The sequence below is a fragment of the Waltera sp. genome (assembly GCF_046969025.1).
GTDB lineage: Bacteria > Bacillota > Clostridia > Lachnospirales > Lachnospiraceae > Acetatifactor > Acetatifactor acetigignens.
Window position 1 is genome coordinate 42,345 of record NZ_JBKVQF010000001.1, and the last position, 20,678, is coordinate 63,022.

The 20,678-nt window shown below is 46.9% G+C and carries 18 protein-coding genes; 16 read left to right on the plus strand and 2 right to left on the minus strand.

All coding sequences use genetic code 11. From position 1 onward, the window contains the following. Window positions 1-133 precede the first annotated feature (133 nt). Window positions 134-355 carry a hypothetical protein gene (locus ACLTOH_RS00210; protein ID WP_022313561.1) on the minus strand — a complete coding sequence of 74 codons (222 nt, stop codon included), beginning with the start codon at window positions 353-355 and terminating at the stop codon, window positions 134-136. A 130-nt stretch (window positions 356-485) separates the two neighbouring features. Between ACLTOH_RS00210 and ACLTOH_RS00215 the strand changes: the two genes are divergently transcribed. The 3 genes from ACLTOH_RS00215 (at window position 486) to ACLTOH_RS00225 (ending at window position 6,447) form a co-directional block, all read left to right on the plus strand. Next, window positions 486-2,936 carry a hypothetical protein gene (locus ACLTOH_RS00215; protein WP_412223070.1) on the plus strand — a complete coding sequence of 817 codons (2,451 nt, stop codon included), beginning with the start codon at window positions 486-488 and terminating at the stop codon, window positions 2,934-2,936. Between the two features lie 506 nt (window positions 2,937-3,442). Then, on the plus strand, window positions 3,443-5,104 hold the full coding sequence (locus ACLTOH_RS00220) for a methyl-accepting chemotaxis protein (protein ID WP_412223071.1): 1,662 nt from the start codon (window positions 3,443-3,445) through the stop codon (window positions 5,102-5,104). Window positions 5,105-5,205: 101 nt separating this feature from the next. Then, window positions 5,206-6,447 (plus strand): SH3 domain-containing protein, encoded by a 1,242-nt coding sequence (locus ACLTOH_RS00225; RefSeq protein ID WP_412223072.1) that lies wholly within the window; start codon window positions 5,206-5,208, stop codon window positions 6,445-6,447. On the opposite strand, the gene ACLTOH_RS00230 is transcribed toward ACLTOH_RS00225, so the two are convergent. Beyond that, window positions 6,437-7,756 (minus strand): CapA family protein, encoded by a 1,320-nt coding sequence (locus tag ACLTOH_RS00230; RefSeq protein ID WP_412123430.1) that lies wholly within the window; start codon window positions 7,754-7,756, stop codon window positions 6,437-6,439. The genes ACLTOH_RS00225 and ACLTOH_RS00230 overlap by 11 nt on opposite strands. Before the next feature lie 224 nt (window positions 7,757-7,980). Between ACLTOH_RS00230 and ACLTOH_RS00235 the strand changes: the two genes are divergently transcribed. The 13 genes from ACLTOH_RS00235 to hisS all read left to right on the plus strand — a co-directional run bounded on the left by ACLTOH_RS00235 (window position 7,981) and on the right by hisS (window position 20,669). Further along, on the plus strand, window positions 7,981-8,871 hold the full coding sequence (locus ACLTOH_RS00235) for a transporter substrate-binding domain-containing protein (RefSeq protein WP_337413071.1): 891 nt from the start codon (window positions 7,981-7,983) through the stop codon (window positions 8,869-8,871). 321 nt (window positions 8,872-9,192) lie between these two features. Continuing rightward, window positions 9,193-9,852 carry an amino acid ABC transporter permease gene (locus ACLTOH_RS00240; RefSeq protein ID WP_118502638.1) on the plus strand — a complete coding sequence of 220 codons (660 nt, stop codon included), beginning with the start codon at window positions 9,193-9,195 and terminating at the stop codon, window positions 9,850-9,852. After that, window positions 9,833-10,507, plus strand: coding sequence for an amino acid ABC transporter permease (locus tag ACLTOH_RS00245; protein ID WP_022313276.1), 675 nt, complete (start codon window positions 9,833-9,835; stop codon window positions 10,505-10,507). Before ACLTOH_RS00240 ends, ACLTOH_RS00245 begins: the two co-directional genes overlap by 20 nt. Before the next feature lie 38 nt (window positions 10,508-10,545). Beyond that, window positions 10,546-11,313, plus strand: a complete 768-nt coding sequence (locus ACLTOH_RS00250) for an amino acid ABC transporter ATP-binding protein (RefSeq protein ID WP_022313277.1) — start codon at window positions 10,546-10,548, stop codon at window positions 11,311-11,313. A 131-nt stretch (window positions 11,314-11,444) separates the two neighbouring features. Next, complete coding sequence (locus ACLTOH_RS00255) at window positions 11,445-13,670, plus strand: hypothetical protein (protein WP_337770190.1); 2,226 nt, start codon at window positions 11,445-11,447, stop codon at window positions 13,668-13,670. Then, window positions 13,667-14,779 (plus strand): hypothetical protein, encoded by a 1,113-nt coding sequence (locus tag ACLTOH_RS00260; RefSeq protein WP_337631251.1) that lies wholly within the window; start codon window positions 13,667-13,669, stop codon window positions 14,777-14,779. The genes ACLTOH_RS00255 and ACLTOH_RS00260 overlap by 4 nt, the downstream gene beginning before the upstream one ends. Window positions 14,780-14,782: 3 nt before the next feature. Then, window positions 14,783-15,673, plus strand: coding sequence for a hypothetical protein (locus ACLTOH_RS00265; protein WP_412223073.1), 891 nt, complete (start codon window positions 14,783-14,785; stop codon window positions 15,671-15,673). 1 nt (window position 15,674) lies between these two features. Further along, complete coding sequence (locus ACLTOH_RS00270) at window positions 15,675-16,259, plus strand: chromate transporter (protein ID WP_118537345.1); 585 nt, start codon at window positions 15,675-15,677, stop codon at window positions 16,257-16,259. Continuing rightward, a complete protein-coding gene (locus ACLTOH_RS00275; RefSeq protein ID WP_262593400.1) occupies window positions 16,256-16,825 on the plus strand; it encodes a chromate transporter in 570 nt (189 codons plus the stop codon). Before ACLTOH_RS00270 ends, ACLTOH_RS00275 begins: the two co-directional genes overlap by 4 nt. Before the next feature lie 200 nt (window positions 16,826-17,025). Further along, a complete protein-coding gene (sstT, locus tag ACLTOH_RS00280; protein ID WP_118502689.1) occupies window positions 17,026-18,249 on the plus strand; it encodes a serine/threonine transporter SstT in 1,224 nt (407 codons plus the stop codon). Between the two features lie 222 nt (window positions 18,250-18,471). Then, a complete protein-coding gene (locus ACLTOH_RS00285) occupies window positions 18,472-18,990 on the plus strand; it encodes a hypothetical protein (protein WP_022313284.1) in 519 nt (172 codons plus the stop codon). 19 nt (window positions 18,991-19,009) lie between these two features. After that, entirely contained in the window at window positions 19,010-19,234 is a 225-nt protein-coding gene (locus tag ACLTOH_RS00290) for a hypothetical protein (RefSeq protein WP_337535765.1), read from the plus strand. A gap of 172 nt (window positions 19,235-19,406) precedes the next feature. Beyond that, window positions 19,407-20,669 carry a histidine--tRNA ligase gene (gene hisS, locus ACLTOH_RS00295; protein WP_337762941.1) on the plus strand — a complete coding sequence of 421 codons (1,263 nt, stop codon included), beginning with the start codon at window positions 19,407-19,409 and terminating at the stop codon, window positions 20,667-20,669. Window positions 20,670-20,678: the final 9 nt, after the last annotated feature.

Below are 20,678 nucleotides of genomic sequence, written 5' to 3' on the forward strand. Positions count from 1 at the left end.
TAATTACATATATCCCTAAAAGCAGGATTTGAGAATATCTGCAAATTCTTCGATATAATATCCGGAATTATCTTTTTTCCAGAAGGCACAATATGTTTTTTTGACAGGAACCTGGTTCCTTACAAGCGGTATCCTACTGTCCGGTCTGGTTGATGACAAGAATGCAGGGGGTATTTTTTAAATCTTCGGTTTCCAGGGAACTTAATTTACTGAGTGGATTTTTGGAGGAAAGTTCAATATAAATTTTACTTTCTGCCAGCACTTCATTATTATACGCATCCGAAAAAGCTCTTCTCTGGTTGTTGATGGCAAGATCAACAGCGTCATTTTTCCATAGCATGATACAATTCTTCATGACTTCCCACCATAATTTTTACTTCTATGGTAGGATATTAATAACTTAATCTCTTGATAAATAAGTGGTCGTTTACTATAGTAAAAAGTAATCGGTCACTTATTTTATTCTGAGGAAAGGAAAAACATTTATGATAAAACCTAACCCCGATTCCTGTCATCTCCTGTTGGACAGCAGGCTTGCGAACGAGGAAGTACAGAAAAATCCATACACTTACAATAGCATCAGAGAAGTTCTGTCGGATGGAGCACTAAACGCAGCAACTGTGGAACACCCGGTGACGGTCTACATTGCTCCCGGCATCTATTGGCTGGAGGATCCGCAGTCGGAGGTGGTGATCGTAAGGGAGGATCCGAAGGATCTTTACCCTTACGGATGCAAGGTAAACTGCGCAAATCTGAAATTGGTGGGGCTGTCGGAGAACCCGGAGGATGTGGTGATTGCCGCCAACCGAGGGAACGACCATGGAGCGAAGGGGAATTATACTCTGTTCCATTTTTCCGGGGAACAATTGGAGATGGAAAACCTGACTCTGGGGAATTATTGCTGTGTGGATCTGGATTATGCATTGGATCCTGCGCAGTCTGTGAAAAAGAGGACAGAAGCCATTACGCAGGCACAGCTGGCGGATACGAATGCCGATAAGTTCCATGCGAAGAATTGCCGGTTTGTCAGTCGTCTGAACCTGTATCCCGTATGTGGCGCGGGCAGAAGCCTGTATGAACATTGTCGTTTTGAACAGACGGACGATGCTCTGAATGGAAATGCAGTGTACCTGGACTGTGAGTTTGATTTTTACAGCGGAATGCCGATCTATCAGGCTTCCGGTACGGGAGCGGTATTCTTAAACTGTACATTTCATTGTAAATATCCACAGGATGGGGAGACTCACGCACAGTATTTTACAAAAGTCGGAGGACAGATCGCACTGATCGACAGCAGCTTCGCAGGTCTGCCGGACACCAAAGTTGCGGTCTTGTGGACGAAATATCCTTCCGTAGCATTGAAGTGCTATCAGGCGAATGTGACATATCCGGAAGGCCGGTTTACGCCTCCGGAGGTTGCGGATTCCCATACGGTGGACATTGACGAAAAGATGCTGGCAGAGGCCTACTATATCCGTAAGGATGGAGAAACGGTCTACAATGTCTATAATCTGCTGGGCGGGAAAGACGACTGGGACCCGTTGGGGAACGGAGAAGTGATCCGCTTTGCCGGAAAAACAGATATTCCTACACAGCTTCTGCTGGAGTCAGAGGCTTTTGAACTGGAAGCAGGCGGATCTTCCATAAATATAAAGGGAAAATGCCTGACCTTTGATGGGCGTGAGAGGAAGTGTGAGATACATTTTAAAATAGAAGGAGACAGTGCAGACTCCATAGAAATACAGCGTGTGTCGGAGGGGAGCTGTCTGCTGCAACTGAAAGACAGTAATATAGACCATGAGACGGAAGTAGTACTCACGGCGCAGACCAAAGAGGGATTGCAGACCGGTGCGTATGTCAGAATTCATCCCCGGAAAGTGGCGGCACCAAGGCTTACGGGCAATCCGGTGATCTGTCTTGAAGGCAAAATGCTGCGGCTGTCTTATGATTTTACGGAAGCGGAGAATGACTGCTCGGATATTATCTGGTATCGAAGCAGAAACATTCGGGGAGAGGATAAAATCGTGACGGCGATCTCCCAACCGGATCAGCCGGAGAAAGTTTATGCCCTCACCGGAGATGATGTGGGATATTATTTTTTCGCACAGATAAGACCCAGAACGAATCGCAGCGAATACGGGGAAGCAGTGCAGTGCTTTTATGAAAAAGCTATTTCGCCGGAAGATGTGGAAACAGACAGGATCTGGACAGATTTTCATAACCTTCCTCTTTACAGCCATGCCGGAAACGAAAAAGGTGTATGGAATTTTGATGCGAAGCGCCCGGCGGATACCTGTGATTTTGAAAAGTGGGACCGGGAAAAGACGCAGGTCTCCTGGCACTACGGTGCAACAGGGGACGGCAGTAAGGGCGAAGGGCTCTATCAGGGAATGCAGGGGGCCAGGATCCGCTATACGCCGACCACGGCACCGGAGATGGGAACGGAAACCAAACGGAATATGGAAGTCTTGTTGGAAGCCGATCCGGCAAAGTCTGCCGGACAGGGTTTTGGCAGCGCCGGACAGTATCTGGATGTCTGCATCAAGACGGACACGGACACTCTGGACGGTTATGGACTTCGGATCATCCGTACGGCGGCCCATTCCGATGCGGTATCCATGTACCTGATACAGTATGTGCGTGGACAGGCGCAGTGCATTTCCCGCGAGGTCGTGACAAACTGCTTTGTAACGGGATGCAGAATTTGGGTGCGGTATGAGAACGGAATATTATCGGCAAAAGCATGGACGGTTACGGAACCTACGGTGGTACAGCAGGAAAGGGGCTATGCCCGGGGAGTGGAGCTTACGGCAGAAGTAGGCAGAAGAGAAAATGCCGAAAACACCGGACTACTGATCTGGCACACCGGATCGTTGGGAACGGAGAACTGGAGAAATACCACGATGTTACATGGCGTAAGCATTCTTTATTTTTAAAAATTTCAGACAAAATGTGGTGAGAAAACACAGGAGGAAGGGCGGTAGGATTACCGGAGCTGCTTTTCAGGCGCATTCGGATGTGGATACTGTAATGAAATATAAGGAGACTGCAATTAAAGCTGGAAAGATGTCTGGAAATTTTTCTGGAAAAAGTTAAAATTTCCCGTTTCAAAGTGTAAGTATTTGATGTAAAATTAACCCTAGGGAGTCCTCTTTCTTTTTGTTTAGTATGGTTTTGTTGTGGTGACTTAATTTTACATCAAAAAGGAATAGGATTCCTTATATTTTGGGCACTTTTTGAAAATTGTTTATAATAGTATCTGAAAAAACAGGCAGTTGTGGATAAAACTGCGGAAACTCAAGAATGTCGAAGTGTTGTGGATCCTGATAAAATATGCTATGATATTTTTCAATTAGATCAACTTGCGGATGTTTCATCATGACCGTACGGGGATGGGTAACAGCAGGAAAAAGTTTTTTCAGAAAACGAGGAGGGTGCTGAAATGAAGAAGAAAATGGGGTATTTGCAGGTGATTTTAATGATCGGCTGCATTCCGATGCTTGCAACGATGGTTGCTCTGACTGTATATGCATCGGGCAAAATGAAAGATGAACTGGTCGACAGTACCTATCTGCGGCTGAAAGCATGTGCTACATCAGTGGAGCAGTATTTCACATGGGATATCCGTGAGGATATTCTGGAAAAGGATGATATCAGTTATCAGTTTATAGATTCTTTGCAGGATGAGCATATTGAACAGACGCTTTTCATGGAGGATGAGAGATTTATTACTTCCATTGTGGATCAGGATGGGAACAGGGCAGAAGGAACCAAGGCTGATCCACAGATATGGGAGACGGTCAGAGCCGGTAACGATTATGAAGCTGATGGAGTAGAGATTCAGGGAGAAGAATATTATGTCTATTATATGCCGGTATGTTCCGATGACGGAGAGATTCTGGGAATGGCTTTTGCCGGAGAACGGGAGAGCATAGTTCAGGATGCAATATCCGACATGTTAAGAAGTCTGGTTCTGCGCTCAGTATGTCTGAATGTTCTTTTTATTGCTGTCATGGTTTATCTGTCATTCAAAATACGAAAACCATTACTGACGACCGCAGAATATATTGACCAAATTGCCAATGGTAATCTGTCAGGCAATCTTGAAGTGAAATCTGTGATCCGTGAAGTGACCACTCTGATCCGGGCATCTGTCAGCATGAGGGATAAATTGAACAGTATTGTCACCGAGGTGGATGGACATGCTGCACAATTGGATAGCAGCATGGAATTATTAAATACATTGGCATCTGCAAGCAGTAAGGGAACCAACCAGATCAGACAGGCCGTGGACGAGCTGGCTGCAACCGCTACATCACTGGCAGAGAATGTACAGACTGTTAATTCCAGAATGTTGGAGATGGGGGACAATGTTAATGCGATCCATTCGGAGACAGTAACATTGAATGAGAATTCCAATAAAATGGATCGTGCCAATCGTAATGCTTCAGAATCCATGAATCTGGTGCTGGAAAGCTCGCATACCTCTTCGGACATTATTACTGAGATGATCGTACAGGTAAAGGCAACCAATGAGGCCATTGCATCCATTAGTAAAGCAGTGGAACTGATTTCTGATATTACCGCACAGACGAATCTATTGTCATTGAATGCTTCCATTGAAGCAGCGAGGGCAGGACAGGCAGGCAAAGGCTTCGCTGTGGTCGCTACAGAGATCAAACAGCTCGCCGAACAGAGCAGCCAGAGTGCGGATACGATCAAGAAAATTGCTGATGATATTCTCGAAAAATCTAATAAATCTGTAGAGTTAACTGAACGGATGCGTGCACTGGCAGAAAAAGAGCAGGCAGACATCGGAGGTGCCAAGAATGGTTTTGATGCTCTGAGCCAGATTATTGAGGCTAATGTTACGACAGCTGGAATTATTGCGGAAAAAACGAAGAATCTGGAGGAATTGAAACAGACTATTATAAATAGTATAACAGAACTGAGTGCGATCAGTGAAGAGAATGCAGCCAGCAACGAGGAAGTAACGGCAAACGTATCTGATATCGCAGAAGCAGTTAACAAAATTTCGGACGATACAGGAACAATTAAAAAGGTATCCACGGATCTAAAAGAGTTGATGCAGTATTTTAAGTAGTTTGAGATATTTGGAGACATTCGTGGACGGGTGCTGCTTTATGTGCTATTATACAGAATGTCATCAGAAAACAGTAATTGTAGGAAGTAACAGGGATTATAATGAAAAAAAGAATGTTTATGGCACTGGCGGTCGCTCTCACCGGAGTCAGTATGGTGGTGGCAGCAGGAAACGGAGAACTGAAAATACAGAGTGAAACCTCGGTACAGAAAGTACATGCGGCAGAAATACATCAGATCGGTGTCGAGCCGATCCCGGCTACCGGACAGATTACCATAGAGGATCTGCTGGCGGTACAGGGTGGCGAGACGGAAGATCCCAGAGCACTGGAAGGGGTGTCGGATCCGGAGGATGTTCCGGTAGACGAAGCTTCTGTAGAGGATACGAACGCAGATGAGTATGCATCGTTAGCGATCGCCAATGTGACGAATTACGTCAATGTCCGGACAGAACCGAACACGGACAGTACCGTAGTGGGCAAAATCTATGACGGAGCGGTGGCACAGATCCTGGATGTGGCAGGAGAGGATCAGGACTGGTTCCGGATCATCTCCGGTAATGTGGAGGGCTATATCAAGGCAGAGTTTTTTATTTACGGAGATGCAGCAGCTGAGGTTGTAGACAATTATGTGACCAGATATGCTGTGGTTATCGCAGACCGTCTGAATGTGAGACAGGATCCTGCCACAGATGCAAAAAGAATTGGTTACATTGACAATGGAGAAAAGGTAAAAATTCTGGAGAATGACGGAGACTGGCTGAAGGTACAGTACACCGACAGCAAGGAAGGCTATGTCTCTGCGGAATATGTTACGATCTCGGAAGAATTTATCTATGCGAAGACCATTGAAGAGGAACAGGCAGAGATTGCAGCACAGAAAGCACTGCAGGAGAGAGAGCAAAGTACGGAGCAGGAGACACCGGAGGTGATCACGAACATCACACTTCCCACTACAACCTATACCTCAAATGCGGAACTCAGACAGGGAATCATTGAGTATGCCATGCAGTATCTGGGCAACCGGTATGTACACGGTGGTTCCAGCCTGTCGGGAGGAACGGACTGCTCGGGATTTACCTGCTTTATCTATGCGGAGTTCGGATATTCTATCAGCCGTACACCGGGAGGACAGTATTCCGGTGCCGGACGCAGTATCAGTTCTGAAGAACTTCAGCCAGGAGATATTGTATGTTATAGTTCCAATGGAGGGAAGAGCTGTACCCATGTAGGACTGTATATCGGTGACGGACAGATCATCCATTCCGCCAATTCACGGAAAGGTGTCATTATCAGTGCTGTGGACTACAGTCCCATCATCGGTATGCGAAACGTTATTGATTAATAGAATCGGTTTTGAAATTATGGAGCGCCTGATCTTTGGTGAGTATGAAATCACCGAGGATCTCGTCGCTCCATTTTTGCAGGTCTTCCAGATGAAGGACCACACCGGCATAATTGCGGATGCCGTGGGAGGCCGCCAGCTCTTCGGTATATTCTTCCAGCAGATAGACATTTTCAAACCGTACCGGTCCGGAGGTGTACTGACAGACCAGCGGGATCACACCGGTGGTCTTCCGCTCGATGGAGACACCGTCCTCTGCAACGTGAAAAGTCAGCCAGGCCATACCCTCTAACATGCTGAGAGCATTTTTCTGGGTGGACACATAATTGCCCAGCGAATAATAGCACAGAGACTCATTGCCGTTTTCTGCGGTGATCCATTCCACAGGCTCTACCACATGGGGATGGGTTCCGATAATGACATCGGCACCGGCTTCTGTCATCTCCAGTGCCCATTTTTCCTGATAGCTTGAGATTTTGGAGGAATACTCAGTCCCCCAGTGAGGACAGACGATGACGATGTCTGCCAGTTCTTTTGCCCGGGAGATATCCTCTAAGACCTGCGGGTTCAGCGTGGTGAAGTCCATCTGTCCGTTTTTCTCATTTACGGCACACAGAAGATTCAGATGCCCCAGCAGATTTAAGGGGAGTGTCTCGGTATTGGCACCGTAGGTATAATTTAAGATGGCGAAAGTGACATCATCGATGGTAAGTAACGGAATGTCATCTGCCTGTGAAGCGTCTTCGTGAATACCGGTTACCAGTACCTCCGGGTGCTTGTTTTTCCAGAAATCCGCACAGTACAACAGGCCGTCCAGCTTCTGATCCGCGGTATGATTGGATGCATGCAGAACCACGTTGAATCCGGCATCCGCAATCGCATCCCCAACTTCGGTAGGAGAATTAAAATAGGGAAAACCGGAAAATCCCCGGGAATTGCCGCCCATGACAGTTTCCTGATTGATGATCCGAATGTCTGCCGCGTTTAAGAAGGGTGAAATCCCCTGAAACAGCATGGAGAAATCATAAGTTCCGTCCTCCTGTTTTCCACTGGCCACGATTCCCAGATGCATCAGGTTGTCCCCGACAGCCATGAGCGTAATGTCATGCTCCGGGAAGGGAGTGGGGGTCGGCTCCGGAGTAGGGACGGGAACCGGTATGGCAGAAGGCGGTGCAGGGGTCTGTGGAACGACAACAACATCGCTGCCTGCAGCAGTTTCTTCCAGAAAGTAATAGCCGCCCATGCTCGCCAGTAACAGTAACGGAACGAGAACCAACAGCAGATAGAAACGTGAAATCGGTTTTTTCATATATTATTCTTTTGTTCTCCTTTATTATCTCTTACGGAATTCCGGTTACAAGGTCTGTTTACAATCAAAAGTAACAATAGTATTATAGCATTGATTTTATTTTTTCGCAAAAAGCAAAAACAAATTACTGTTTTCCTATTGACATAGTATGAAATAGGAGATATAATCCTACCCATAAGTTGATTCGATACTTAAATGAGACATCGAAGAGGAGGAAAAGGATTATGAAGAAGTTTGAGTGGAAGAGCGTTTTGGCACTGGCATTAACAGGAGCATTGGCACTGGGGCTGACCGCATGCGGCAGCAGCGATAACGGCGCAGCAACTACCGGCAGCAACGATGCTGGAAGCAAGGCTGTATACCGCACTCTGGATGAGATCAAGGAGAGCGGTACGATCAATATCGGTGTATTCTCCGATAAGAATCCGTTCGGTTATGTGGATGAGAACGGCGAGTATCAGGGATATGATGTATATTATGCAAGAAGACTCGGTGAGGATCTGGGTGTCGATGTGAACTTCGTATCTACCGAGGCGGCCAACCGTATCGAGTATCTGCAGACCGGTAAGGTAGACGTGATCCTGGCTAACTTCACCGTAACTCCCGAGAGAGCAGAGGAAGTTGATTTCGCTGCTCCTTATATGAATGTAGCACTTGGCGTAGTATCCAAGGATGACAATGTAATCACCACTCTGGATAACTGGAATGCAGATGATTCTATTATTGTGATCTCCGGAACCACCGCAGAGACCTATCTGATTGCTAATTATCCGGACATTCCTTTACAGAAGTTCGATTCCTATGCAACCGCTAAGGAAGCTTTTGAAAACGGTACTTCCGTAGCATGGGCAAACGACAACACTGAGGTCATCGCATTTGCTCTGCAGAATGAAGGCTATACCGTAGGTATTCCTTCCCTGGGCAGCGCTGATACCATCGCTCCCGCAGTATCTAAGGGCAATACTACTCTGCTTGACTGGATCAACGATGAGATCGCAAGCCTTGGTGAAGAGAACTTCTTCCATGCAGATTACGAGGCAACTCTGGCAGATACCTATGGTCTGGATTACGAGGACAGCCTGGTAGTAGAAGGCGGCAAGGTAACCGCACAATAAGTACGGATCGGAATAGAATGATAGAGAGGGGACTGCGGGGCACGTATGTTGCCGCCGCAGTCTTTTCTTGCATCTGGCTACTTCTTTTGTTATAATCTAAAAAGTTGTGTGTAACTATTCAGAGCCGTGTAAATCATGTCAATATGTACGTCGAATGCTTGCATTCGTAAGAACATTTGATATGATTTATATGGCGAAGTAACTACCATGAGCAAATAACATGCAGGCATGTTATTCAAGAAAGCCTCGCAGAGGCGGCTTTGCGAATGGAGTTCTGAATAGTTACGATTGTCGAAAAGCTTCCTGAAAGGAAAGAAATACATGAACTGGGAATTTATAGGAAAATATCTGCCTATGTATGAAAAGGCAGCGTTGCTCACCGTGAAGATCGGTGTCATCGGAATCCTGTTTGCAATTCTGCTGGGACTGGTATGTGCGGCGATACAATATTATAAAGTACCGGTGCTTCGGTGGATCGTAGCGGTCTACGTGGAACTGAGCCGTAATACACCGCTTCTGGTACAGCTGTTTTTTATTTATTACGGATTTCCGAAGATTGGGATCCGGATGTCAGCAGAGGTCTGCGGTGTGGTAGGACTGGCATTTTTAGGTGGCAGTTATATGGCGGAGGCATTCCGCAGCGGTCTGGAGGCCGTGGAACCGATCCAGAATGAAAGTGCCATCAGCCTGGGAATGAACTCCGGACAGGTACTAAGATATGTGATCCTGCCACAGGCCATGTCTACCAGTATCCCGGCATTTGTGGCGAATATTATTTTCCTGTTGAAGGAGACCAGTGTATTCAGTGCCATCAGTCTGATGGATCTGATGTTTACGGCAAAGGATCTGATCGGCCTGTATTATAAGACTACCGAGAGCCTTTTCCTTCTGGTGGTATTTTATCTGTTGATCCTGCTGCCGGTATCGATCGTGGGATCTCTGGTGGAGAGGAGGATGCGTTATGCCGGATTTGGGGATTGATGTATTATTCAAAGGCACGAACATGCTCCGTCTGCTGCAGGGATTATGGGTAGCCATGAAGATCAGTATCGTATCTATTCTGATCAGTATGCCGTTAGGTATTCTGGTGGGAGCGTTGATGACGGTGAAGAACCGGTTCGTCAAAGCTATCTTCCGGGTCTATCTGGAATTCATCCGTATCATGCCGCAGCTGGTGCTTTTATTTATCGTATATTTCGGATCTACCAGAGCACTGGGCTGGAATCTGTCCGGAGAGGTGGCATCCGTCATCGTCTTCGTCCTGTGGGGCACCGCAGAGATGGGAGATCTGGTGCGTGGAGCGCTGATCAGTATTCCGAAGCATCAGTACGAAAGCAGTGAAGCACTGGGATTCAGTAAAATACAGACGTATCTGTATATCATTATTCCGCAGACTGTGCGGAGACTGATTCCGCTGTCCATCAACCTGATCACCCGTATGATCAAGACCACCAGCCTGGTGCTCATGATCGGCGTGGTGGAAATGCTGAAGGTGGCACAGCAGATCATTGAGGCCAATCGTATGAGCAGTCCCAATGCTGCGTTCGGAGTATTCCTTGTGGTATTTGTTCTGTATTTCTTCGCCTGCTGGCCCTTCAGTGTTCTGGCCAGAGTGCTGGAGAAAAAGTGGAATTAGAAATGGAACCGGAGTCGGAATGAGAATGGAGTGAAAACATGGCAGAGACATTGTTGAAGATAGAAAATCTGACAAAAGAATATGAAGGCCAGAAGATCCTGGACGGCATCAATCTGGAAGTAAAACAGGGAGATGTTCTGGTAGTGGTAGGTCCCAGCGGCTGTGGTAAGAGTACGCTGCTTCGGTGTATTAATGCACTGGAACCTATTCAGGGCGGTACGATAAAGCTGCAGGGCATGGATATCCGCAAGGGCAGTAAAAATATCACCACCCTGCGTCAGAAGATCGGTATGGTATTCCAGAGCTATGAACTGTTCCCGCATCTGACGGTACTGGACAATATTACGCTGGCACCGGTCAAGGTACAGAAGCGCGATAAGGCAGAGGCACAGAAGGAGGCCATGGAGCTTCTGGCGCGCGTGGGACTGGCAGATAAGGCAAAGAGTTATCCCAGACAGTTGTCCGGTGGACAGAAGCAGCGTGTAGCCATCGTCCGGGCATTGTGCATGCATCCGGAGATCCTGCTGTTCGATGAAGTGACCGCGGCACTGGATCCGGAGATGGTAAGAGAAGTGCTGGATGTTATGCTGGATCTGGCAAAACAGGGCAAGACCATGCTCATTGTCACCCATGAGATGCAGTTTGCAAAGGCGGTAGCGGACAAAGTTATTTTCATCGACCAGGGTAAGATCGTGGAGGAGGCCGCTCCCGATAAATTTTTCGAACATCCGGAGACAGAGAGAGCAAAACAGTTCCTGAATGTATTCACCTTCGAACATGTGGAACATCATACAAAACAGGCATAGGGATCGCATAAATACAGGAAAAAGATAATGAAGAGAGTTTTCATTATCTTTTTTTTGTGCTATACTCATTATGGATTTTTGCGTTTTATTTCAAATGATTTACAATATGTGACCAAAGGAGAATGGGAAAGGTGAAGAAAAAACCTTATATCAGATATGTGATTCTGGGGATTCTGGCTACATTGATGGTGGGTTGTATCATCCGTATTGCCATGCCCAACCGGGAATGGAACTATACCGGAAGCTATACTTTTGCGGAAGGGGAATCTTATACAGAAGAGCCGGTATTTGAGCATATTTCGCTGGGGACAGGAGTATACCGGGTGGAGCTGTCCTACGAATGCACCGGGGATGCCATCGCGGTCTGCAATGTGAAAGACGGCACTGTGTATCAGGGAGGCCTGTTGTGCAACGGCGAGCATCTGTACAGTGCACTGGGGTATACTTCCTATGATTTCTGGCTTTATGAGCCCACAGAAGAACTGACGGTGACAATCGATTATTCCGGACAGGAAAAGCTGACCACCGGGAATCTGCGGATCGTGGAGACGAATCTTCTGTGGACAAGATATCTTGTGATCCTTGCGGCAGCAGCACTGTTGGTTCTTGCGACCATGTGGCTGGAGCGTCGGGAGGCGGTAAAAGGCAGAAATGAGCAGAGACGTCAGATCCTGTTTGGAATCGGTGTGATCGCCTTTTTTGCCTCCATCCCCTATTTTTATGACGGCATGGTGTCCGGAGCGGATCTGACCTATCATTTGCACCGTATTGAAGGTGTAAAGGATGGACTTCTGACCGGACAGTTCCCGGTACGGCTGGAACCCAGATGGGTATTTGACCACGGATACGCCAATGGTATTTTCTATTGTAATCTGTTATTGTATTTTCCGGCACTTCTGCGCATGGCAGGCTTTACGATGACAGAAAGCTATGCTTTCTATTGCATAGGACTTAATATTGCTACGGCAGCGATAGCCTGGTACTGCTTTAGCGGAATATTCAAAGACCGGATCATAGGTCTGGTCTGCAGCGCATTGTATACTTTATCCATATTTAGATTTTTTAAACTGGTAATGGTAGGAGCTGTAGGAGAGGGAAGCGCCTATACGTTTCTGCCGCTGGTGGTATACGGAATTTATCTTGTCTTTGAAAAAGATGTGGAAGACAGAGAGTTTCATAAAAGCTGGATCATTTTGGGACTGGGATATGCCGGATTGATCCAGACCCATGTACTGACCTGTGAGATTACGGCATTGTTCACAGTGCTGTTCTGTCTGATTTATATCCGCAGAGTATTTGCATGGCAAAGATTTCGGCAGCTTGCGAGTGGAGCATTTTTTGCGCTGGGATTAAGCTTGTGGTATCTGGTACCGTTTGTTGACTATTATTTGACACAGGATGTCAGGATACGCCATGCATCGGCGAGAACTATCCAGGACAGAGGAACCATTTTTGCGCAAATATTACAGCAGTTCTGGTTCAGCAGAATTCCGAAATCCATGGAAGGCAAGGCAGGGGATTTACTGAATCCTATTGGGGTAGGATTGTTTCTGGTAATAGGAATGATGATTTTCTGGCTGCTGTTATTTTTGGGAGATTTGCAAAAACAAAAAGAGGCTGAGAAGAGCTTTGCGATAAAGGCAGCAGGATTCGGATGCCTTGCATTATGGATGTCCACAAATTCCTTTCCCTGGGATAACATTCAGAAAATTTCCGGCATTGCAGCGACACTGGTGAGCAGTCTGCAGTTCCCCAATCGTTTTCTGGGATGGGGTACGGTTCTGTTGGTGACGGTAACGGGATATGTGATTCGATATTTTCAGAACAACCGGAAAATCTTCTATCAGATGAGTCTGATCACGGCAGTAGTGTCTTTGTCTGCATCCTATCTGTTTATGATGGATTCGGGAGTACAGGAGAGGGACGTTACATTATATAATCAGGAAAGTATGGGATTTGGTTACATCTCCGGAGAAGAGTATCTGATCTATGGAACGGACAGCACAAAGCTGACTTTTGCAAGACCGGAAGCCAATGAGAATATTCAGATCGCAGACTATGAAAAGAGAGGTTTAAATATAAGCTTTTTCTGCAGGAATGATTCGGCCCGGGAGGAAATAGTAACACTTCCGGTTCTCATGTATAAGGGATATGCAGCCAGGGATGACAAAGGAGAAGTATTGGAGATCACAGACGACGGTGGACATATTTTGCAAGTGTGCATTCCTGGTGGATATGCCGGAACAGTCAGTGTGCGATTCGTGGAACCGTGGTATTGGAGAACGGCGGAACTGGTTACTTTGATCACAGTAGCGGGTATTGTGTTTTTCGGGATTCGGAAGAGGAGACAGAGATGAAAAAGAAATGGATTTTATTAGCGGAAGGGCTTCTCTTAGCGGTTCTGTTCGTGCTGTCTTTTGGGGGATCGGATATTGTATTCGAGGCAGATCATCAGCAATTGTATCGGGTGGAAGAAACAGGGGGGATCGTCAGCAAAGATTTTGCATTGAACCCGGGAGTATATCGCATCATAGTAGAGTCGGATATTGCAAATGGCGGAATCGGAAGCGGAATGGAGATCAGTCTGGAAGCGGAGGAGTCCACTTTTCGTGCGATCAGGGGCAACCGGGCAACTTTGTCTGCAGATACAGAGCATAAAAGGATTACCTATTATGTGGCAGATACGGTTGATGCAGCACATCTGCAGATACAGCCATTTTCGGAGGGAGGAAATGTTTCCTATGAGTTGAAAGTAGAGAAGACAACCGCCGGAAGAAGGATCCTTTTTGTAATAGTGCTGGTTCTTTTTGCCTGTCTGGATGGAATTGCGATATTCCGCAGAAAAGTATTGTGTAAAGAAGTGAGCGGACAGAAAAAATGGATCAACTGTGCAATGGTGGGAATCTGGATGATAGCCTGTATCCCCTTGCTGGTGGATTATCTTGTTCTGGGGACTGACAGTGTACAGTGCCTGAAAGAAACAGAGTATATGCTTGAGGGAGAATGGGGAAGGATTCCGGCAGCCCATTTACTATATTTATGGATTCCGGCAGGAATGCGGTGGATTGGATTTCCGGTCGCAACATCATATAAGATCATGATAGCATTTTTATCCGGAGCTGCACTTGCATTGCTTTATTTCCTGTTTTCCAAATGGGGAAAGGATGCGCGACTGGTGTTGGCGGCAGCAGCTTTTGGTATATGGAATCCTCTGGCGGTGAAGACTTTATATGTAATGGGAAATCCCGGAAAGTTTGTTGCCTGTGTGTTGGGATATGCAGTACTGGGCAGTGTGGTATGGATACTTCTTCAAAAAAGAAAAAGCCAGAACAAAATTTCCCCTTGGATCGTGTTTGCGGTACTGTTAATACTTGTTTTACAGGTGGTATATTATGAAAATACCATTATACTGCAATCGGATGTTCAGTACTGGTACAATGAAGAACCTTTCATGACAGGAGAATAACAGATGGAAAGTACTTTTATCATATTGACCCAGATTATTACCTTTGGAACCGCATGGAGTATGTTCCATTGCGTTTTAAAGAGAAAAAAGAAAGACTGGTTTTCACTGGTGGGGGCATTGGGGTATCTGTTGCTACCTTATCATGTATATGTGGTAACGGAAAGTGTGGATCGGTCACAGATTCTGATATGGATGGTGGTGCCGATCCTGACAGCGTCTCTGATAAAAATGTCGGATACGGAGAAAATGTTCTGGAAGACAGGCTACGGATTGACCGCAGTACTGGCCCTGGGGATTATCGGAAGACTGGATGGCGTAGCCGCGTTGACGCTTTTGTTCCTGATCTGCGTGGGTGGTATCTGCCGGAGACAATGGCAATATCCGGTGATCGGAATTCTGGGAGTTGCCATGGCATACCCAACCTATATGACGTGGAAACACTGGCTGTTCGACGGGGCCTTTGCGGAGAGCGGATTGGAATATACCAGCATCATGGAGCAGGGATACAGTATCGGCGGTCTGTTCAGTACTTATTTTTATAGGAACGGACACCCCGGAATGGGAATTCTGTTGCTTGGCTGTCTGTTGTTTTTGCTCTATCAAAGCTTTGTAAAAGGAAAAAAGATATGCGCCAAAAATGATCATATCTGGCTGGGAGCGGCGGCATTGCTCACTGTAATGTCTCTGCGGTATTTCCCGTGGGATTTTGTACAGAGAATGGGAAGCTGGGCACTGGGGCTGGTAACGCTGATCGGGACTCCGGCGGTGTTTTTCGGTTACGCCCAGATACTGTTGTGTGTGTGGAGCATTGAAAAATGCGGTGCAGTTTTACAGTTGACAGACAGAACAGCAAGGATGCGGGAAGGCACTGTCAAAAAGAATGGAGGAAAGTAGCATGGAAAGTAGGGAAGAAAAAGAATCCCAGGGAAAAATATTGTGGAAAATATTCCTGTCCACACTGTATCTGAGTGCATTCACGTTCGGGGGCGGTTATGTCATCGTTACGCTGATGAAGAAGAAATTCGTGGATGAATACCATTGGATCGGAGAAGACGAAATGCTGGATCTGGTGGCCATCGCCCAGTCTTCGCCCGGCGCAATCGCAGTCAACGGAGCCATCGTGGTGGGGTACAAGCTGGCCGGGATCCCGGGGGCACTGGTGGCAATCCTTGGAACGATCCTGCCGCCCTTTGTGATTATAGCGGCAATATCTGTCTGCTACAATGTGTTCCGCAGTAACTTCTTCGTGGCGCAGATGCTGTCTGGGATGCAGGCAGGAGTGGGAGCGGTGATCGCTTCCGTGACGTATGATATGGGTGCACCTATCGTAAAAGAAAAAGATCCTATGTCACTTGTCATTATGCTGGGAGCTTTTTTGGCAGCATGTATTCTGGAGATCAATGTGGTCTACATTGTGATCGTCTGCGGACTGATTGGTTTGGTCCGGACACTTCTTTCCAAAAGGAGGTCTGGAAAATGATCTATCTGCAATTATTTTTAAGTTTTCTGCAAATAGGAATGTTCAGCTTCGGCGGCGGTTATGCGGCCATGCCTCTGATCCAGGGACAAGTAGTCACGACTCACGGATGGCTGACCATGTCGGAATTCACGGATCTGATCACGATATCACAGATAACACCGGGCCCCATTGCAGTGAATTCCGCCACCTTCGTGGGACTGAAGATTGCCGGGATTCCCGGAGCTGTGGTGGCAACGGTCGGGTGTATTCTGCCGTCCTGCATTATTGTGACGATCCTGGCAAGACTATACCTGAAGTATCGTAATCTGGATCTGTTGCAGGGAGTATTAAAGTCTCTGCGTCCGGCAGTGGTGGCCATGATCGCATCAGCAGGGATCCTGATCCTGAAAAATGCGTTCTGGGGAAGCGGAGGGACGATTTCCCTGACGGGTACGGAGTGGAGCATGGTGGTGATCTTCGGAATCTGTGTGTTGCTGCTTCGGAAAACGAAACTGAATCCCATCTGGGTCATGGTACTGGCGGGTGTCATGAAGGTGGGAATCTCCGCAATGACAAATGTTTTGTAATGTAATAGGAAAATGAGGAAAGCGGATCTGCTTTTTGCGGATCCGTTTTTTTCTGCTCTAAAAATCGAAAAACTAATAGCCTCAAAATGTCCGCAGGGAAAATACACTTGTCTCTATATGAGAAATACTATATAATAGCACATAGTGTGTACAATGAAGTACATGTATACATCAGAAAAAAGGGAAAGAAGAGTGTAAGTATGAAAAAACTATTTGAAAAGTGGAACAGCATCAGCCTGATCCTGCGTATCGTATGTGGTCTGGTCATTGGTGTGATCCTGGGACTGGTCGTGCCGCAGGCAACCGGTATTGCCATTCTGGGAGATGTTTTTGTAGGTGCCCTGAAGGCCATTGCGCCTTTGTTGGTATTCTTCCTGCTGATCAGTGCCTTGTGTCATGCAGGGAAGAGCCATGGCGGCATCATTAAGACCGTTATTATTATGTACATGTTCAGTACCTTTCTGGCAGCGCTGGTAGCCGTGATCGCCAGCCGGTTATTCCCCGTGACACTGACACTGGCAGACGCAGCCACCGATATGGCAGCGCCGGACGGTATCGTGGAAGTACTGAAGACTCTGTTAATGAATATGGTAGCCAATCCGGTATCCTCTCTGTTAAATGCCAACTATATTGGTGTTCTGACCTGGGGTGTGATCATCGGTGTCGGTATGAGAGCAGCCAATGATACCACCAAGAAAGTACTGGATGACATTTCCAACGGTCTGTCCCAGGTAGTCAGCTGGATCATCAGTATGGCTCCCTTCGGAATCTTAGGTCTGGTATTCAGCTCCATTTCTTCCAACGGACTGGAGATATTCTCCGAATACGGAAAACTTCTGTTAGTACTGGTAGGTTCCATGCTGTTTATCTACTTTGTGACCAACCCGATCATCGTGTTCTGGTGTATCCGCAAGAACCCGTACCCGCTGATCTTCAAGTGCCTGAAGAAGAGTGCCATTACTGCGTTCTTCACCAGAAGCTCCGCAGCCAATATTCCTGTGAATATGAAGGCCTGTGAAGAGTGGGGAATGGATAAGGATACCTATTCCGTAACCATCCCGCTGGGAGCTACCATTAACATGGACGGTGCAGCCATCACCATTACCGTAATGACACTGGCAGCGGCAAATACTCTGGGGATTCACGTAGACTTCTTAAGCGGTATCGTGCTGAGTATTCTGGCAACCCTGGCAGCCTGCGGTGCATCCGGCGTGGCAGGAGGATCCCTGTTACTGATCCCTATGGCATGTTCGTTGTTTGGAATCTCCAACGACATTGCCATGCAGATCGTAGGTGTCGGCTTCATCATCGGTGTCATCCAGGATTCTGTGGAGACCGCACTGAATTCTTCCTCCGACCTGTTACTGTCCGCATCCGCAGAGTTCAGACAGTGGAGACTGGAAGGCAAAGAGATCAAATATTAAAAAATAGTCTGAAAATCATAACAGGCAGTCAGAAAGCTGTTATCCGATCGTGGGTAGCAGCTTTTCTGCAACTAAAAACTTTGGCGATTTGACGCGGTGATTTCTTGACATATTGTATGAGAAAAAGTACAATTAAGACAAAAGTACTCTACGGTACGCAAAACAAAATAAGGATAAAAGGGATGGTGCACTATGGGGAAAACGATCAAAAGGTAAATTACGATGCAGACGGTGATCTCACTGGTTCTGGCGATCCTGCTCTGTGAACTGCTCAGTGTGAGCACTTTACAGAACAATATGACGACACAGGCCAGAAATTTCGTGGAGGCACAGGCCGGAACCAATGCCAATGTAGTGAATGAATGGCTGGTAGAAGAGGGAAACATTGTGCACACGATCCGCAACGGTGTGGCATTTATGAACACGAAGGATACAGATCAGATCATGGATTATCTGGAAGTGAATCTGGCGAAGGATTATAAAAACGATGCCGGATATTATGCGGAAGTCAGCAGCAGTCTGGGGCAGAATGCTTCCGGTGTCAGCGAGTCCATTCATACTATCAATGGCATATTAGGTGACATCAACAGAGCGCAGGCGGAACTGGCGGATGCGGTGGCCGGAGTGAATAAGAACCTTCAGGAGATCACCTATTCCAGTGAAAATATGTCTACAGAGACCAAGGGCGTATTACAGAGCATCGGCAAACTTCAGCAGAATATGCGGCAGTTCCGTGTCTGAGTAAGTTTGGAGGGAAATTATGTGGCAGCCACAGGAAGACAATACGTATAATGATCTGCGGGAAAACTCCATCAGACAATGGCTGGAGGATATGAGCAGACATGAAGATGTAGCGGTCCGCGGAGGCGTGAAAGTCACCGTGGAATATCTGGAGGATCTGAAGAAGCAGATCCGTCAGTTAGAGGAAAAATGTGCATTGAAAGATGCCTATTTGAAGAAGATGAAAGAGAAGGCGGGACAGTGAGAGATCACTGTCCTGTTTTTCTATAGAAAAATGCTTGAATTTCTGGCAGAAGCGGGGCCCGGGAGGGTTGACAGTTATCGGGAAAAAAAGTATCATATAAAAGATATTGAGCTAAAATTGCGGGAAAGGCAATTTGCAGATATAAAATATACGAGCGGAAGGGTAGAAAACCATGGCACTTAGCAAGAAGCCCACAACGGGCATGAAAGATATCCTGCCGGAGGAGATGCAGATCCGCGATTATGTGATCAGCGTCATCAAGGATACCTACGGCAAATTCGGTTTTACTTCCATTGAGACTCCTTGTGTAGAAAATATTGCGAACTTAAGCAGTAAGCAGGGCGGTGACAATGAGAAGCTGATCTTCAAAATCTTAAAGCGCGGTGAGAAACTGAATGTAGCAGCTGCGACCACCGAGGAAGAGGTAGTCGACAGTGGGCTGCGTTATGACCTGACGGTACCGCTGGTACGTTATTATTCCAATAATGCGGCATCCCTGCCTTCTCCTTTTAAGGCATTGCAGATGGGCAATGTATGGAGAGCGGACAGACCTCAGAGAGGAAGATATCGTCAGTTTATGCAGTGTGATATCGATATCCTCGGTGAGCCGTCTAACTTAGCAGAGATCGAATTGATCCTTGCAACGACCACCACATTGGGTAAGCTGGGATTCAAGAATTTCCAGATCCGTATCAATGAGCGCCGTATCCTCAAGGCAATGGCTGCTTATAGCGGATTCCCCGAAGAGTCCTATGACAGCGTATTTATCACTCTGGACAAGATGGACAAGATCGGAATGGTAGGTGTAGAAGAGGAACTTTTAGAGAATGGCTTTGATCAGGCATGTGTGGATAAGTATCTGAATCTGTTTCTGGATCTGGGAAATGCAGAGGACGGTGTGGCTTATCTGGCAGATACACTGGAAGGATTCCTGGAGCCGGAGATCGCCCAGAGCCTCAGAGAGATCATGGACAGCGTCAAAGCCACCAAGGCTTCTGATTTCGAGATTGTCTTCGATGCCACTCTGGTAAGAGGTATGTCCTATTACACCGGAACTATTTTTGAGATCGCCATGCCGGAATTCGGCGGCAGCTGCGGCGGTGGTGGACGTTATGACAAGATGGTAGGCAAGTTCACCGGTAATGATGTACCCGCCTGTGGATTCTCCATCGGTTTCGAGCGTATCATCATGCTGCTCATGGAGAGAGGATTCAAAGTTCCTACGAGACCGAAGCAGGTAGCATACCTGATCGAAAAGGGCGTCAGTGGTGAAAGACTGTGTGAGGTGATCGCACAGGCCCAGGAAGCCCGTAAGGACGGTACGCAGGTACTGGTAGCCCGCATGAACAAGAATAAGAAATTCCAGAAAGAACAGCTGAACAAGGAAGGCTACGAAGAATTCGTGGAATTCTATAAAGAAGAATTAAAGAGATAAAAAGCAACA